A 17759-nucleotide genomic window follows, 5' to 3' on the forward strand; every position below is an offset into this window, starting at 1 on the left:
ATGTATCGGTGTAAAGGAACAAAATAAGGAATTAAACCTTTATTTTGGGCTATGGAAATTGATTTTTTGCTGATTGGACAAGGACTTGCTGGTACAGCGCTGGCCTATAGACTTAAGCAAGCTGGAAAGAAAATAAGAATAATTGATCAGCCTGAAGCTAATAACTCGAGTAGAATTGCTGCTGGGCTTTTTAATCCGGTGACTGGCAGGAAGATGGTGAAAACTTGGAAGGCTGATTCACTTTTTCCAGAAATCAAGCCATTTTATCAAGAACTCGAACAGGTTACGGGAAGCAAGTTTCTCACAGAAAAAGCAATTTATAGGCCTTTTTTAACGATTGAGGAGCTGAACGAATGGATGGGACATAGTGCTGATCCTGGTTTTGAAACCTACCTGGAGAAGATTTTTCAAGAAAGTCAATCTGAATTTCTCAAGGACCCTTATGGTGGAGTTATGCTTCGCAACTCTGGTTGGTTGAATATCAACAATCTACTTGATGCGATGACTTCGTATTTTAAAGAGCAATTGATTTTGGAAAAATTCGACGAGAGTTTATTTTCACGTGAGGATGATTTATGGATTTATCGAGATCTGAAAGCAAAAGCAGTAATTTATTGTAATGGCTTGGGGGCGATGAATTCTAGGTTTTTCAATTTCCTTCCATTTGCTCCAGTCAAGGGTGAGATTTTGGAAGTAAAGCAAGCATTTACTCCGGATTATGTGGTGAACAGAGGAGTTTTCAGAGTTCATTTGGGAGATGGAGTTCATCGAGTAGGATCAACTTATACGAAACACGATTTGGACGTAGGGGCGACAGATGCCGCGAAAACTGAGATTTTGGAGAAGTTGACAGATTTGGTAAGGCTACCTGTAGAGGGGATAATAAGCCATAAGACAGGAATTAGACCTGCTACCAGAGATAGAAAACCATTTTTGGGAAAACATCCTACCGAGGTAGGCGTTTACATATTCAATGGTTTTGGAGCCAAAGGCGTATCACTAATTCCTTATTTTAGTAAACAAATGGTTGAACATCTACTTAATAGTAAGGCTATTGATTCTGAAGTGGACATAGCTAGGTATTTTAATTATATTTAAAAACATCTTTCAGCAAACCGAATGCGATATCACCTATTCCGAATTTTAGTTTTTGCTGGGTTATGGTTGAATTCATTTTTTGCCCTCGCTCAGTTTGATCAAGAGCGTTTTGGGAAAAACAGACTTCAGCACCAGCAGTTTGAATGGTATTTTTATTCCTCAAATAATTTTGAGGTGTATTACTATGACCGTGGAGGCGCAAATGCCAAAATGGCCATTGATTATCTGGAAAGCGAGTTCGATCGACTCACGCAGATGATTGGATATGTAGCTTACACAAAGCCAAAAATTTACATTTATAACTCCCCAGAGGAGCTTTTGCAAAGTAATATCAATCTCAACAAAGAAGAATATAACGAGCAGGGACAAACCAATTTCAACCGACTTTTAGCGGAGGTTTCTTACAAGGGAGAAGTTGATTTGTTTAAGGCTGACTTAATTTATGGTACGACTAAAGTAATCATTGAAGAAATGCTTTACGGTTCTTCTGTATCCGATGCGTTTCAGTCCAATCTGACCAATAGTTTTCCGGAGTGGTATGTGGACGGCATAGCATTATATCTGGCAAAAGGATGGAGTAGGGAAATGGATGATTTTGTTCGCCACTATTTCAAGGAAGATGAAAACCCGAAAATTCTTAAGTTAAAAGAAAGGGAAGCCGCTTTAGTGGGACAGTCCGTTTGGAATTACATAGCCGAAAGATATGGAAGAAGGTATGTTTCTAGTATTCTCAATCTTTCCCGAATAAATAGAAATGAGGAAAACAGTATTGCAAATACCGTTGGGCTGAATTACAAGACCTTCACTGAAGATTGGAAAAAGTATTATCTGGATGTAAATAAACAAGTTTCTTCAAACTTCAAGATTCCTAATGAGAGTGCTATAGTTGCCAAAACTTCTCCGAAATTTATTGGAGCCATAAATGATATAAAGTTTAGCCCTGATGGCTTGAATCTGGCTTATGTGATAAATAATGAAGGAAAATATAAAGTTCAGGTGCGAGAGGTAAGTTCTGGCCGGGAACAAACTATATTTTCTGGGGGGACATCTCTGCAAGATCAGCAGGCAAACTTTTATTCTCCGATTATTGCTTGGAGAGACTCCGCGAATATTGCGATTGCTTCATTTAAAAGAGGTTTTACCACACTGAGGTTGAGATCACTTGATGGGTCAAATCAGGATAAGATTTTCCTCAGGAACATCACCCAAATATTAAGTCTTGATTTCAATAGTACAGGAAAAAACATGGTTCTTTCTGCTATCTCAAATGGGAAGTCAGATATATACACATTGAATGCAAGAGGTGCAGGGAAGCGATTGACAAATGATTCTTTTGACGAACTGACGCCTGTCTTTTTGAATGACTCTACTATTATATACTCTTCCAATGCGACTAATCTTCCAGATTCACTTTTAGGTAATAGTCTAGAATTGAAGTCTTTACCTAATTACTATAACCTCTTCATGGTGCAGGTGACGGACACGATCATCACCAAACAACTGACCAACTCAAATAGCAAAAACATAAGTCCTCGAAAGGTGAATAGCAATTCAATTGTTTACCTGAGTGATCTTAGCGGTATAAATAACCTGATGCGGATGAGTATAGGAAATCAGGTGTCTAACCAGATTTCAGCCTATAATAGAAGCATAGAGGCCTTTGACGTAAACAGCAGAATGAATAAAATGGCTTATTCTATAAGGGATGGTAGGGAAAGCTATCTGGTGCTAGAAGGATTCTCTAATTCTGACCAATTCACTCCAAGTACGCCAAGGATACAGCTAGAACAAGCAAAAAGCCTGAATGAAAGGTTGGCAGCCAGAAGGTTATTGGAAGAAAGAGAATCGAAAGCCAATCTACAACCGGTCACTAGGGAGCCGACAATGAATTTCCCACAGCCAACGAAACTTGATACGGTAGCGAAAAACACAACCTCTTCTATTGATCTAAAGCGACTTAGTTTTGAGTCTAAAAATGGATTAAATACGGATAATTACACATTTGATACATTGCCGAGTAATCTTGGTTCTTCAGTCGCTTCAGATTCAGAGTCTAAAACCAATTTACTGGAGACTTTCCGGAAGCAGAGTTTGAAAAAGAGAGTGACTGGGCCAAGACAAATGGAACCTCAGTTTTTCATAAACAGTATCAATACGAGGTTCGTGGTTGATCCTTTGAGAGGTTTTGGGATAGGGCTTACCGGGAAAATGACTGATTTGCTAGACAATCATGTTTTCCAAGGCGGTGTATTGACTACGTTGGATTTCCGCTCTGGCGGCGATATATTCTTTGAATATGAATATTTAAAAAGCAGAGTTGATTTCAAGGCGAGATATGACCGTAAGACTGTGCGGATTACCGAAGGTGATATCACTTTTCAGAAATATGTCTTGACCAAAGTTGAAGCAGGTGTTTCATACCCGCTAAACGCAAATGCAAGGTTTTCTTTGTCACCTTTTGTGGCAAAGACTCAGTACTTTAATTTGAATTCAGACTCATTGATCAATGGGCAGAATCCATCTCAAAATAAGCTTGATGTCAATTATGTGGGAGGTAGGGCAGAATTTGTCTATGACCGTACCCAACCTGTTGGCCTTTACTCGCAGACAGGATTCAAGGGGAAAATTGGATATACACAGTATCAGTCTTTCGGAAATAAGGACCGGTCTTTTGGTAATTTTTATCTTGATCTGAGAGAATATAGAAAAATTCACAAGAATATAGTTCTCGCAGCAAGGTTGTATGCCGGGTCATTCATGGGAAATAATCCTCAGACCTATATGGTAGGTGGCATGGATAATTGGCTCTTCAATGCATTCTATAGCCCACCATCAAACAGACCTGAATCGTCTCCAATTAGGAATCCATCAGGTGTTGAGAATTCCAATATACTCTTTGCTGACTTTGTGGATTTGAGAGGATATGATTACGATGAAATTAGAGGCAGAAATGTGGTGACATTTACCACTGAGCTGAGAATTCCTGTATTTTCTTACTTGACACGAGGAAATATTACTTCAAATTTCATTCGCAATTTCCAATTGGTAGGATTCTACGATATAGGATCAGCCTGGAATGATTCTGCTCCATGGGAGCGGGTAAATGATCAAAATACAGAAGTAATCAATACTCAAGGATCTCCATTCACTATCGTTCTGAATAATTTCAACAATCCCTGGTTGCAAAGTTATGGGGCTGGATTACGTACGGTCTTACTTAATTATTACGTCAAATTCGATGTGGCAAGACCAATTCGAAATTATGAAGCAGAAGACTTAAAGTTCTATGTAACTTTGGGCTTCAATTTCTAACTACAAATTTTATTATGATCAAATCAATGACCGGCTTCGGAAACGCCGGATTTGAGGATGAGCGGATGGTGATCCAAGTGGAAGTGAGAACGCTCAATTCTAAGTTTTTGGACCTTTCTATCCGTAGCCCTAGACAGTTTAATGATAAAGAGCTAGAAATCAGAAACCTTGTTCAATCCGTTTTGGATCGTGGCAAAGTGAGTATATCTATTGACTTTCAGTCTAAAGGCTCTGCGGAGATGCCTGTAAGTATTAATGAAGATCTATTCAATCTCTTTTACCTGAAATACAAAGGCCTTGCTGATAGCGTAAAAGACGATTCTCAAGACCTATTCAAACTCGCACTACAATCTCCAAGTGTAATCACTCAGGTGACTGGTGAGCAAAGAGATGATCAGGCAGATTGGGAGGAAATTAAAAAAGTATTGGTAGTTGCCTTGAACAAATGTGATTCATTTAGACAGGATGAAGGCAATTCCTTGGAAGATAAGTTGCAAGGAAATATCAATAAAATAGCCAGTGGTTTGAATAAAATTGAAGAGGAGGAAGGCAACCGAAAAGATAGAATTAAGCAAAAGATTCGTAATCACTTCAATGAATGGCTGGACGAGAATTCTTTCGATGCTAATCGATTCGAGCAGGAATTGATCTACTACTTTGAGAAGTTAGATATTACTGAAGAGATCGTAAGGCTTGATACTCATTTAAAATACTTCTCAAAAAGCCTGCATGAAGAAAACAGCCAGGGAAAGAAACTTGGTTTTATCAGTCAGGAGATAGGAAGAGAAATCAATACTATTGGTTCTAAAGCTAATGATGCAGAAATGCAAAAGCACGTAATCCTAATGAAGGATGAGCTGGAAAAAGTGAAGGAACAATCATTGAATGTATTATAGAAAAGGGGCTTAGGCCCCTTTTTTTATGAATAATAGCTTCGCTCAATGATTAGTTAAGCCTGAAACGAATTGGCATAGTCATTCTAGACCTTACCGCTCTTCCACTGATTCTTCCTGGTGTCCAGTTTGGTGAGTTTGCGATGACTTCCATCGCTTCTTCATCACATCCACCACCAATCGTCCTCAGTAGCTCGAGGTCTTGTATAGAGCCATCAGTGTTGACGACGAAGCGAACGATTACTACGCCTTCAGTCCCCATTCTCCGGGCTTGTGAAGGGTAATCCAGGTTCTTTTTAAGATAAGCGTACCACGCGTCCATTCCCCCTTTAAACATAGCTTGTACTTCGACAAAGTCATTGATCACATCTGCCGTTTCGACCACAGGTGGAGCAGTCATTTCTACTACAGGGATTACTGAGGTTTCTGTAGTATTGATGTCGATAGTCTTTAAATCAATGTCGTCAATTACGATATCATCAGGCTTTATTACAACCTCGATTGGAGCAGGAGGCGGCGGAGTAGGGGGAGATTGGTCAGTGATAGGGATATCGAGGATGTCCCAATCATCTTCCATTCCTGCAAAATCTTGTATTACAACTTTCTCATTGGCTTTCCATTCGAAAGCTACTAATACTGCACCGAGACTGACTGCCAGTCCCAAGTTAAACAATGTACCTGACCATCTTTTAAGATCAGACTTAGGATTTTTTTTGAGTTCCATGAGTGTAAAATTAGAGGTTAGAAAAAAACTACTCTAATAATTTACACTACCTAACTCATTGATACTAATCGTCTAACACTATTTAACTAAGCTAAAAGTTGTTAAACAGAAGGCAAAAAAAAGGCCCGATATATCGGGCCTTTATAATTACTTGGTGATTAGCTCAGTTTGAATCTAATCGGAAGTCTCATTCGAGTACGTACTGGACGACCTCGTTGTTTTCCTGGAGTCCATTTAGGAGCATTTTTCACTACTTTTACAGCTTCTTCATCACAGCCTCCGCCGATTCCTCTCAACACGTCAACATCTTGAATAGATCCATCTGTGTTTACAACGAATACTACGATTACAGTACCTTCAGTACCCATTCTTCTTGCTTGAGTTGGGTATTTTAGGTTGTCGCTTAGGTATTTGTTCCAAGCTGACATTCCCCCTGGAGGTTCAGGCTGAGTTTCTACCACATCAAAGATAGCATCTGCTTTTTCCTCAACTGGAGCTTCAGCAATTACGATTTCTTTAATTACTGTCTTTTCCTTTACATCCACATCGAAGTTAACTTCGATTTTCTCCTCAATTTCAACCTCATCAGGAATCTCCTGGATGATAGGCTGCTCAATTGGTGGTGGTGGTGGTGGTGGTGGCTGCTCCGTGATTGGAATATCTAGCAATTCTTCGAAGTTATCAGTTACTTGACCAAGGTCTTTCAAAGAACCATCGTCAAATGACTTCCATTCGAAGGCAGCAAGAGTGGCACCTACAGCAACAGCCAAACCAAGGTTCAGGAACATTCCTGACTTTCTGGTTAGATCAGCGCTGGGAGTCTTTTTTGCTTCCATGGTAAGTTTGGTTTATAAAGGTTAAATTTTGCTCTTATTTTGATTAACAATTGTAATAATTAATAGGCATTAATCCAAGCCAATCTTGCTGGTCGGAATCTTAAAATATGCTAATAAACCAGCTATCCCGCCTATTTCATTGACAATCATGTCCATATATTCGAAAGATCGGAAGGGAATATATACTTGAGCGCATTCTAGAACTATTCCAGCGGCTACGCCGAAAATCAAATAGTTGCTCAGAACCCGGCCTTGCACAGTACTAACAGAGACTCTTTTTACACCAACTCCGCACCAAAGAAAGCTTAAAGTGCCGAAGCATATAAAGTGAATCAGCTTGTCTTGAAAGTTGAATGAAGCGTCAGGAAAATTATTCCCGGGAGTCAACATGGCAATGGCAATAAATAAAAGCCAAGCTATTGCAAGTCCTAATCTCAAAATATATTCTTATTCTCCTACTAGCTCAGCATACTCCGCTGCAGACAGTAGATCAGAAGGTAAATCACCAGTGATTTTCACCTTGATCATCCAGCCTTGCTCGTAAGGAGATTCATTTACTAATTCTGGAGCATCTTCCAACTCCGGGTTTACTTCCAGAATTTCTCCTGAAACAGGCATAAACAAATCTGAAACAGTTTTCACTGCTTCTACAGAGCCAAAAACCTCGTTGGTGTCTAATGTATCACCTGTCGTTTCAACTTCTACATAAACGATATCTCCTAGTTCGCCAGCTGCGAATTCAGTGATTCCAATAGTTGCAACATCACCATCAATTTTAACCCATTCGTGGTCTTTGGTGTACTTTAGTTCTTGTGGAAAATCCATGTTTGTAAATATTTATAAGGGAGTCAAAATTAATAGGAATCAAGTAAGGATAAAATCTATTGGCCTAAATTAAATCGAAGTTGACCTCCAAAAGCTGTGGAAGTTCGCTTATAGGCGGTTGTTACCCTAGGATCATTGATAGTCCTGTCAAAATATAAAGTAAGATTTAGATTTTGATTGATTAAGTAGGAGATGGTAGGTCTTATCGAAATGTTCAAGTTACCACTAGTTATGGTGCTGCCTTCTTCAATTTTTCGCTGAATTTGAGTAGTGCTAACAACCTTGGAGTCTAGTTTGAACTGCAAGTCGTTTTTCAACACTGATTGCTTTCCTTGAAATTTGAAAGGGATTTTTACACCTGCTTTTGTATAACCTAAAGTCAATCCAAAATCGTTGCTTTTTTGTTCTGTCACCTGTGAGTTAGAAAAGTTTAAGCCAAGATTTCTTTCTTTATTGTATTGCACTGCAATATTGAATCTGTCTTTTGTCAACATATCAATGCCAATCAGTGGGCCAAACCGTTCCGTAAGAACTACCTGATTCAATACATATATCGGTATGTATTGACCTTCTGTATTCACCTGTGTAGGTCTAGGGATATTTTGTAGTGTGTTGTAAAGTTCTAATCCTTGCTTGTATTGTAGGGAATTGGAGAAATTGCTGGCATCGTATGTAGAAGTATACATATGTGTGATATTGATGCTGCTAAAGATATCGCTCAGTCCTTTCAGCCTAGAAAGTCCGCGATAATCCAGTCGCCAGTTTGGTAGCGGTGTTTTAGGGAATGGATTCATATTGAAGGTAGATGCGTCTTTTCCCCTGTATGCAGCCATAAAGGCAGGTATTAATACATCTTGCCCATTTATCGAATATTCTCCTCCGTCATCTAATGCATCTAATCTGTTTTTGATAATAGCTCGGTTATTTTCAAACTCTGTAAAGAGCGGGGATACATTGTCAAAACCATCTTTGCTAAAGGCAGTTCCAAACATTATCGTGGTGATGCTGTATGCCCCAAGTCTGTTTGGACTTATTGATTCATATACTCCAGGGTTATCTATAGAATTTCTGAAAATTTCTTGATAATCGCCAACTTCCCGCTTAGTAGCATTCAAGGTGATTTTAAAGTCTTGGAAAGGCTCTATCAAACTACCAAACCGCATGTTCACAACACTACTTTGCCTAAATGTCTGAGTGAGTTCACTGCTTGGAGCCATGATACCTGCTAGTGCGAATTCATTCCTAATACCTGCATCTTGGCTGCCTAATAAGAAGGCCAAGCCAGGATTGTCAAAAGCTCGATCCATTCCTAGAAGCCCCGTATTAGGCATGTAGCCCGGGAGGAAAGTTCCTTCTATTTTGCCATAATTAAAGGTTACTTCTTTTACCATCATCAGCATTTTTAACACCTTGTTGGTGAAAGGTGTGCCTATAGTATCCTCTGCTTGAGTTCCAGGCCTACCTGGGATACTTGGCCGTTTCGGAGCATTTAAGGCTGCTAATTTTTTATTTTTATTATAAAGCTTGATAAGGTCTAGTTTACCGTTGAGTGATTGATCTCTGGTATTTTGAATGGAATTACCAAGTGTGTCCTTTTGGCCGATAGCACCTGTCAGCCAAGTGTAGGTCGTGGTATATTTGTAATCAGCCTTAATCCAGTCAGTCAGCGGGGACTTATCTAGAGGTAGTGTGTAATTAAGTGTAATGTTATGATTGTAATTTGTTCTTCGCCCAAATCGCCACGCGTTATATTTCACTGAATCTGATTTTTGCTCTGTGTCAAGATCGCCCTGAGGTTCATCTACAATCGCCATTACACTTCCCGAATAATCAACTCGTAGATTTTTTGTCAAATCCCAATTCACAGAATAAAAGCGATTCATAAAAAAGCTTTTTTGGAAAAGTGGATCTACTCCAGATGTGCCCAATTGATCATTTCTGTATTGGGATCTCAAATGTTTACGATCAACATCCAGTCTAGCTAAAACTAGCGTAGGGGATAAGTTTAAATTGAAATCCTTGATCAATTGTAAATGCTTGGAATCTAAGAAACCGGCATTTTTAAAAGGTTCTATGGTAAGCGGTTTGGGTTGGAAACTATAAGTGACATTTCCACGATAGGTCTTGTAAGTGTAATCTTGAATTTGAGCATTGGTCTGACTCATTATTCCCAAAGCATAGGAAAATGAGAAATTGCTTATGTCATAGAAATTACTTTTTGCTTCCGGATTAGTCTTGATTTTCCGGACATTGTTGAAACTGATGTTTTTACGGTTTACTTGATCCAAAGCAATTTCCCGATAAGCATCTTTTTCACCCTGTGTGTCAAATTTCTGAAGAGCTACTTCGAAAGGAACATCTGGGTTCAGTGGGTCATATTCTGGCTTAGTGGTGCTATTTTCTATCGAGAAATACATCGGGATGCTCACGCCCAAAGCTTCTGGTAAAAGCTTATGAATATCTACGTTAGTAGAGATATCATATTGCGTAGTAGATTGTCTGGCTCGCTGAGAAAGTCTGGTCTCCAAACCTCCAAAACCAATGGAATTGTGTCTGATCGAAGCAGATACTACCGCGACATCTGCGATTTTGACATTCATCAGGGCGTTTGCAGCCCATCCATTAGACTTGGTGAACCCTGTAACTCTTAGCTCATTTGCCCAAATACAGATGCTTCTACTGCCGCCACCGTTTGTGCCAGGGTTTCTTACCCCGATCATAGAGGATTGGGACTGACTCAGTTCTGGTCGGCCTACTACGGTTACTTTATAGCGACCGATTTGTTGAGAAAAAGGAATGTTCAGCGGAACATGTTGATTATCACGTTCTACTTTTACGCCTACTATATCTTGGATTGCAATGTCTATTTCATTTTCCTCAGGCCAGATCTGATTTGGATCTCTCGTGCCTTTGGGAGTGATTAGTAGAGGAACTTCTATCTCGTAATAGTTGTCGGTATTGTCAGTTCCTAGTCGCAAGAACGCTGAAATCTCTCCATCCATGGCGTCTTCACTATCAGCATGCAAGAACATTTTGATTCGTTCAAATTGTACCAAATCCAAGGTAACATTCTTGAAAACAGCTCTGGCATCTTTTGCAGCAAGGTCTTCCACACATACTCGGAGTGATTGCTCATTTAATCTTCGCTCCACAGTGGAGGTGTTGTCCCGATCTCTGAAAATACCAGGCGGCAATACATATGGACTTTCGGTAGAACTACCTTGACTATTTTGTTCTATGCTTACTACATCAACAGTTACATTGGAATTATCAGGTTCAGGAATTTCGAAAAGGCCTCTCTCGAAAAGCGATTCCTGAAAGACTCTCCATTGGCTACCTACCATTCGGAAATTAGCCATCCTGAGTACAACAGGTTGCTCAAAATCAGTTAAATATGTTCTGATCCAACGGATAGATTTGAAACCGGTGATATCACCTTCCACACGGTCTGGCTGGCGAACAGGAATGCGGAATAAATACCAATCTACATTTTCTCCGCCTTCGTTGTGAGTGGTTTTGTCTACAATATAATTTTGCCCTACTACCAATTTACCTGGTTTCAAATCCATCTCATAGGAATAGTAATTCTCCAGTTCGTTAATGGTATTGTCTGTATTCAAATCCTCATTATCAGGTGTATTTGATGCTGATGGAGTATAAGGAAGGTTTTGATTGGCAGTCACTGGCGTATTTCCTTCCATGCCATTAAACTTCTTGTAACGCTCTAGAATTTTCGCATCGTTTTGATCGAAATTTTCGCCCAGATAATACTTGAATAAATCACTTGAAACGTCTTGGAGAATCTCGTTCCTAGCTGTAGTATTTACATTAAGACGATCCAAGAATCTTGAACGGAAAAAGTTGGCTTCATCTTCATTTTTTAATCCATCAAGACCTACATCCTGATTTTGTCTTGAGGTTTCTGAATTGTCAAAAGCCGGTAAAAGGAATTGCTCTCTCGTAATTCTTCCCCACTCATTTTGGCCTGTTTCTGCAGGGTCTCCATCCGCAGGCAATCCATTTTCAAATGAATGTCGACCGTCTTTCATCACATCTTCAGAGATATCTCCAAGATTGATGAATAGCTTTCCTCCAGTAGTATTGTTTTGATTGAAAACACCATCCAATACACGACCATTTTCACCTCCTATAAATGGATCTAAAAGCCAAAACTCTATGTATTCTATGTTTGTCCTATCAAAATCAACTTCAGTAGTAATAGCTCTGGTAACTCCACCATAGTTCTTTTTTGGTGTTGGGAGTAATCCTTCTGTAGTCAGATTGGTATTGTAATTATACATCCCTCGTTCGCTGGGGAAGTATGCCAGCTCAAAAAGTGGCTCGGGAGTAACGATCACGTCTCGATCTTGCTGAGGGAAAATTTCCTGGGGTACAACACGTCTCACGTAGTGGTTTCTGCGATCTTCCCTCGAAATATTGGATGGAACCCCAGGTCCATTTTCTCTATAGAAGATGTTGTCAATATTGTACCAAGCAACTCTTGCTCTACGGTATGTAGCTCCAAGATTATCTTCCGTTTGATTACTCAGGTCAAATCTATCGTCAATAGTTTGTGGTGTAGAAGCCAGTTTCCAGTTTTGATTAGCCGCACTTCCTAAGTTATAAGGAGTGATGGCCGCTTCAAAATCATCGATGTATGATGCTTGTTCACCATTTACTTGATTAGACGTGCCTGGAATAAGGTGTGCAAATTCCCCGCTAATTTGAACGAGAGAGGTTTCCTTGGTACTGGTAAAAGGAAGAGCATCAGCCATTTTAGTTAACCAGCGTGACTCATCACTGAAATTCCCGTCTAATCCCCAAAGGCTATTTCTTAATGTTTCGCTGCCTGTGGCTATTCTTGTGATATTTGGCCTTTCATTTAAATAAAGAAAAGTACCTCCTATGTTGAATTTGTCACTGAATAGATAGTCCAATCTCGTTCCAAGCAAACTTCTTGTTTGGAAGGATACTAAATCAGCTTTTTCGAAACTCACATTGATTTGCTTACCTGATTGAAGGATTGCATCGTTGATTATTACAAGCCTACCTACATTATAATCTATAGTAAAGTCTATGCCTTCTGTCAGAGGTATGTTGCCAGCTTGAACGATTACGGATCCAGGAGAAATATTCAGGCCTGGCAGCTGGATCTCACTAGCTGAGCCTGCCGTCAGTCGACCTTTAATGAAATATTTGTTAAGTCTTGTAACGAGCTCCGCATCTGCTTGAGTCGTTCGGTAAAGGGTATCGTAAACGTATTTTTCCTTCAGCACGACCTCGCCTGGTTGGAAATACTTCTCCAGCGTGGATCCAAAGGGTTCCAATACAGGAAAAACAAGAAGTCCGCGATCGGAGAGGATGGTGAGTCCTTCGACAAAGTCAAAATTTCCGTCAGGCGCAGGGTCATTTTGCGGATTTAAGTTGTCCAACCCTGTGAGCCTTATCAAAGGTTTATCCTTGACTTCTGCTCCTTCTAATAGTGAAGGGTTATCAAGTCCAGTTCTATCGTCTCTATAAATAACCTGAAGTTGGAAGCCATCTCTGGTAATCTGATTAGCATTCAGGCTATAGACGTTTTTCATCATCAAATCCCACGTTGGAGTTCGGGTATTGATTCGGGCGGGACGAAGAAGTTTCAAGAAAATCATCTCATCCTCCTGTCTGTTTTGATAGTCTTCAGTTAACTCTCCGACTTTATAAACCTGACCATTGTAGGTGTATTCGTAAGAAACTGCCAGAACTTCATCATTCTGAAGTCTTCTGAAAAGGGATAAATAGCCTAGTTGAGGATTGAAAAAGTACTCTGTAGGAAGCAATTTTCTTGCACCGTTGATTTGCTCAAAATCAACCCCTTTTTTGATTCCCAAACTTGATTCCATCGCTCGAGATCCTGTGTCAAATGGACGGAAAGAAGGGTTATTAGTAATATTTGAAAAAAGGTTGTTAGCTGAATTTCCAGCCGGCGCAGAAGGAGTTCCTTGCCCAATGTTTGGATTAGTGGGGTTATAGATCACTCTTCCTTCACCCAAATCCATGAAGGCGGCGAAATTTCGAAGTGTTTCAGTATTTGCCGCCCTGTTCATGATATATACCTCAATTCTAGTCACATTCACTCCAGAAAGCACTTGAGGAAGACCTCTTAGCCATCTTTCATAATTGTCTCGGAAGAAATGACCTATAAAGAAATGTCTATTATCATCATATTTTGAAGCCTGTATATCAAATGACCTCCCTTGACCGTTGGCATCGATAGTCAGGTTATCGCGTCGTCCTCGTTGTGTAGAAGCTACTGCAGTGACACCCAACTTCCCGAATTTAAGCTGCGTTTTTACCCCAAAAAGGTTCTGTGCTCCCTGAATCAACCGATTCTGAACAGGCATGCTGACATTACCAATTTCCACGGATTGGATGATGTCTTCTTCGAACCCATTGAACTCGAGCTTCATTTGATTTTGAAAGTCAAATGAATTATTCGAATCAAAATTGGCTCCGATTTTTACTTTTTCACCCAGAGAGCCATTTACAGCCATTTGGATTTGCTGGTTAAAATTGAAACCACCGTTTTGCTGCTGCCTAATTGGTAGGGTAGGGTTGTCTACTCTTCGGAAAATAGCGCCGAAGTCTAGGTTTACATAGCCAGATGGAACGATATTTATTTCACTACCTCCAAAGAGCCTATCAAAAGAGGGACTCACAGTTAATGGTGGAATCAGACCTCTTCCTTCTACTGCACTTTCTCCATCACCTCCCCGAGCTCTGCTTCGCCAGTAATTTTGCCTGACTTTATACTCCTGAATCTTTGAAAATTCATCGAAGTTGTATTCTTGCTCGTTTCCTACCCGAACTGTATCTATCTGATCTACGACATTATATCGAAGTGTAGAATCTATCTTTACTTCTATATTTTGGGTGATTGGAGAAGTTGGGAAAAAGGGATTTTGAGATCGTAGAAATGGGTTGCGTGAAGGATATAGAGGATTTGTCCTCATATTTTGCCACAGCAAATATGAGGGAGATAGTCTCCTTAGATTCAAAGAATCAATCCGAGACTGAACAGTGTCAGGATTGGTTTGTTGAGCCTCAGAAGTGGAATAGGCCAGTAGCAGACCAAAAAGGATAAATGATTTAGGCCAACTACCGAGGAACCTCCTCCCGCAAAAAGTCAGTACACTCCAAAAGTTCAATACAAAGTAAAATTATGATGTCTTTAAAGATGCTTTAATTAAATCTTCTAACGAAATTTCTCCAGTGGTTTTTTTGAGGACCGTCGCGATATTTTTCTCTGCGGCAGCTTTTGGGAAACCTAGCGTAATAAGTGCTTGTAACGCTTCTTCGCGTATTTTATTGCTGGATTTCAGGAATCCGAGTGGAGTGGTAATAGCATCTGAACCAGCTTTGCCAACCTTATCTTTCAATTCTAAAATTATTCGTTGAGCTGTTTTAGCACCGATCCCTTTGACATGCTGAATAGTAGCTACATCTCCTGATAATATAGCTTGCTCTATTTCAACTGAACTTAGGGATGAAAGAATCATTAAGCCTGTGCTTGGCCCAACTCCGTTGATAGAGAGTAAAAGTAAAAAAAGACGTTTTTCATCTTCTTGTTTGAATCCAAAAAGTGTATGAGCATCTTCTTTGATATGAAGAAAAGTGAGGAGCTTGATCTGCTCCTCATCTTTGATTTCCGTGTAGGTTTGAAGTGAAATTTTCACATGATATCCAATTCCACCTACGTCTATGATCACATACGTAGGGTCTTTGAAAACTAGTTTTCCACTTAAATAATCGATCATAAGGTATTTGCGGATTGTGCATCTACAACTGCGACAGCCACCATATTCACGATTTCCCGGATGGAGCTACCTAGTTGTAAAATATGAACTGGTTTATTCATTCCAAGTAGAATTGGCCCAATTGCTTCAGAGTTTCCAAGTTCAGCCAAAAGTTTATAGGCAATGTTGCCTGAACTCAAGTCTGGGAAGATTAATGTATTTGCTCTCTTATTGATAAGCTTGGAGAATGGATACATATCCCGCTGGATATCTTCGTTAATTGCAACGTTTGCCTGCATTTCTCCTTCTATGATCAAGTCTGGATATTTTTTCTGAGCGATAGCAGTTGCTTTAGCCATTTTATCAGGAATATCTCCTTTTGCAGATCCAAAGTTGGAATAAGAAAGGACTGCAATTCTAGGTTCCATATTGAAGAATCTAACCGCATCCGCAGTCAATCCAATAATTTCTACCAATTCCTCAGCAGTAGGATTTAAGTTTACTGTAGCATCAGCAAAGAAATATGGGCCTTTTGGGGTATTCATGATATACATACCTGCCACTCTATTTACGCCGGGCTTCACACCTATAGTCTGAAGCGATGGCAAAATAGTTTTCGGGTAATCACGGGTAAGACCGGAGATAAATGCATCTGCAGCTCCAGATTCTACCATCAATGCTCCAAAGTAATTTCTCTGCGTTGCCAGTCTCGCGGCATCTCCGACTGTCATACCTTTTCGTTGGCGCTTCTGGAAGAGCATATCTGCGAATTTCTTCAGCAGCTCCTTTTCTTCCATTGGATCAATGATAGTTACGTTATTCAAATCCAGAGAATTATCTTCGATCAAAGACAAGATTTTCTCTCGGTTACCCAATAGTATTGGCTCGCCGATTTTTTCGTCTCTGATGATCTGTGCTGCCTTGAGTATTTTTCTGTTATCTGCTTCCGCAAATACTACGCGCTTAGGATCTTTTTTGGCTCTTGCTATCACCACAGACATCAGTCTCTGGTCAATTCCTATGCGTTCCTGCAGCTCCAGTTCATAAGCATCCCAATCTTTGATTGGATATTTAGCCACACCAGACTCCATTGCAGCTTTAGCTACAGCAGGAGCTATGGTAGTGATCAGTCGCGGATCAAGAGGTTTAGGAATCAGATATAATCTACCAAAACCAAGTTTGTCTTCCCCGTATGCTTTATTTACTATATCTGGAACAGGCTCTTTAGCAAGCTTTGCAATTGCGTGAGTAGCAGCCAGCTTCATTTCTTCGTTGATCGCAGTAGCTCTGACATCAAGTGCTCCGCGGAAAATGTAAGGGAATCCAAGTACGTTATTTACTTGGTTAGGATGATCAGATCGTCCTGTAGCCATGATCAGATCCTCGCGTGTAGCAACGGCAAGGTCATAGGGGATTTCAGGATCAGGGTTTGCTAATGCGAAAACAATTGGGTTCGGCGCCATTAGTCTGAGCTGATCTTGACTTACTATATTTCCCGCCGAAAGACCCAAGAATACATCTGCATCTTTCATAGCGTCTGTAAGCGTAAAAAGATCTCTGTCGGTGCAGAATTCTCTTCTGATCTCATCGAGATCAGTTCTGTCTGCGCGGAGAATACCAACTATATCGCACAAGACAATATTTTCTCTCTTAATACCTAGAGAAATGTAGAATCTAGTGCAGGAAATTGCGGCAGCACCGGCACCATTTACCACCAATTTGATTTTGGAAATGTCTTTTTCTACAATCTCCAGAGCGTTTAGTAATGCTGCTCCAGAGATGATAGCTGTGCCATGCTGATCATCGTGCATGACAGGGATTTTCATTTCCTTCTTCAGTTCAGTTTCAATTTCAAAGCATTCAGGTGCTTTGATATCCTCTAGATTTATCCCTCCAAAAGTAGGCTCTAGCGATTTTATAATTTGAATGAGCTTTTTAGGATCTCTTTCATTGATCTCAATATCGAATACATCAATCCCAGCAAATTTCTTGAAAAGGACTCCCTTTCCTTCCATTACTGGTTTGGAAGCTTCTGGCCCGATATCCCCTAAGCCAAGCACTGCGGTTCCGTTAGTTATTACTCCCACCAAATTCCCTTTGGCAGTGTATTTATAAACGTTTTCTACATCTGCCTCGATTTCCTTGCATGGTTCTGCTACTCCTGGGGAGTAGGCAAGGGCAAGATCCATTTGACTGGAAAGTGGCTTTGTTGGATTTACTTCAATTTTGCCAGGAGAACCTTGCGTGTGATAGTTAAGTGCGTCTTCCTTGCGGATTTTGATTGCCATAAAAAGCT

10 protein-coding genes are annotated in these 17759 nt (G+C 40.1%); 3 read left to right on the forward strand and 7 right to left on the reverse strand.

The features are described 5' to 3' along the window. Nucleotides 1-51 precede the first annotated feature (51 nt). Genes ESV85_RS12180 through ESV85_RS12190 form a run of 3 tightly spaced genes read left to right on the forward strand, consistent with a single transcriptional unit; the run spans nt 52 to nt 5306 of the window. Nucleotides 52-1098 carry an NAD(P)/FAD-dependent oxidoreductase gene (locus tag ESV85_RS12180; protein ID WP_146917970.1) on the forward strand — a complete coding sequence of 349 codons (1047 nt, stop codon included), beginning with the start codon at nt 52-54 and terminating at the stop codon, nt 1096-1098. A 21-nt stretch (nt 1099-1119) separates the two neighbouring features. Then, nucleotides 1120-4410 (forward strand): biopolymer transporter Tol, encoded by a 3291-nt coding sequence (locus ESV85_RS12185; protein WP_146917972.1) that lies wholly within the window; start codon nt 1120-1122, stop codon nt 4408-4410. Nucleotides 4411-4424: 14 nt separating this feature from the next. After that, the gene (locus tag ESV85_RS12190) at nt 4425-5306 is read left to right on the forward strand and encodes a YicC/YloC family endoribonuclease (protein WP_146917974.1); all 882 of its coding nucleotides are present in this window, start codon (nt 4425-4427) and stop codon (nt 5304-5306) included. A 49-nt stretch (nt 5307-5355) separates the two neighbouring features. Here the strand turns inward: ESV85_RS12190 and ESV85_RS12195 are convergent, their stop codons facing one another. The 7 genes from ESV85_RS12195 to ESV85_RS12225 form a co-directional block, all read right to left on the reverse strand. Next, nucleotides 5356-6027 carry an energy transducer TonB gene (locus ESV85_RS12195; RefSeq protein WP_146917976.1) on the reverse strand — a complete coding sequence of 224 codons (672 nt, stop codon included), beginning with the start codon at nt 6025-6027 and terminating at the stop codon, nt 5356-5358. 158 nt (nt 6028-6185) lie between these two features. After that, nucleotides 6186-6863 (reverse strand): energy transducer TonB, encoded by a 678-nt coding sequence (locus ESV85_RS12200; protein ID WP_146917978.1) that lies wholly within the window; start codon nt 6861-6863, stop codon nt 6186-6188. A gap of 69 nt (nt 6864-6932) precedes the next feature. Continuing rightward, nucleotides 6933-7301 carry a VanZ family protein gene (locus ESV85_RS12205; RefSeq protein ID WP_146917980.1) on the reverse strand — a complete coding sequence of 123 codons (369 nt, stop codon included), beginning with the start codon at nt 7299-7301 and terminating at the stop codon, nt 6933-6935. A 9-nt stretch (nt 7302-7310) separates the two neighbouring features. Further along, on the reverse strand, nt 7311-7688 hold the full coding sequence (gene gcvH, locus ESV85_RS12210; protein ID WP_146917982.1) for a glycine cleavage system protein GcvH: 378 nt from the start codon (nt 7686-7688) through the stop codon (nt 7311-7313). Nucleotides 7689-7744: 56 nt separating this feature from the next. Further along, complete coding sequence (gene sprA / locus ESV85_RS12215) at nt 7745-14680, reverse strand: cell surface protein SprA (protein ID WP_223275988.1); 6936 nt, start codon at nt 14678-14680, stop codon at nt 7745-7747. 207 nt (nt 14681-14887) lie between these two features. Then, complete coding sequence (ruvA, locus tag ESV85_RS12220) at nt 14888-15484, reverse strand: Holliday junction branch migration protein RuvA (RefSeq protein WP_146917984.1); 597 nt, start codon at nt 15482-15484, stop codon at nt 14888-14890. Further along, entirely contained in the window at nt 15481-17751 is a 2271-nt protein-coding gene (locus tag ESV85_RS12225; protein WP_146917985.1) for an NADP-dependent malic enzyme, read from the reverse strand. The genes ruvA and ESV85_RS12225 overlap by 4 nt, the downstream gene beginning before the upstream one ends. Nucleotides 17752-17759 lie beyond the last annotated feature (8 nt).

The organism is Algoriphagus aquimarinus (assembly GCF_007997215.1).
Lineage (GTDB): Bacteria > Bacteroidota > Bacteroidia > Cytophagales > Cyclobacteriaceae > Algoriphagus > Algoriphagus aquimarinus_A.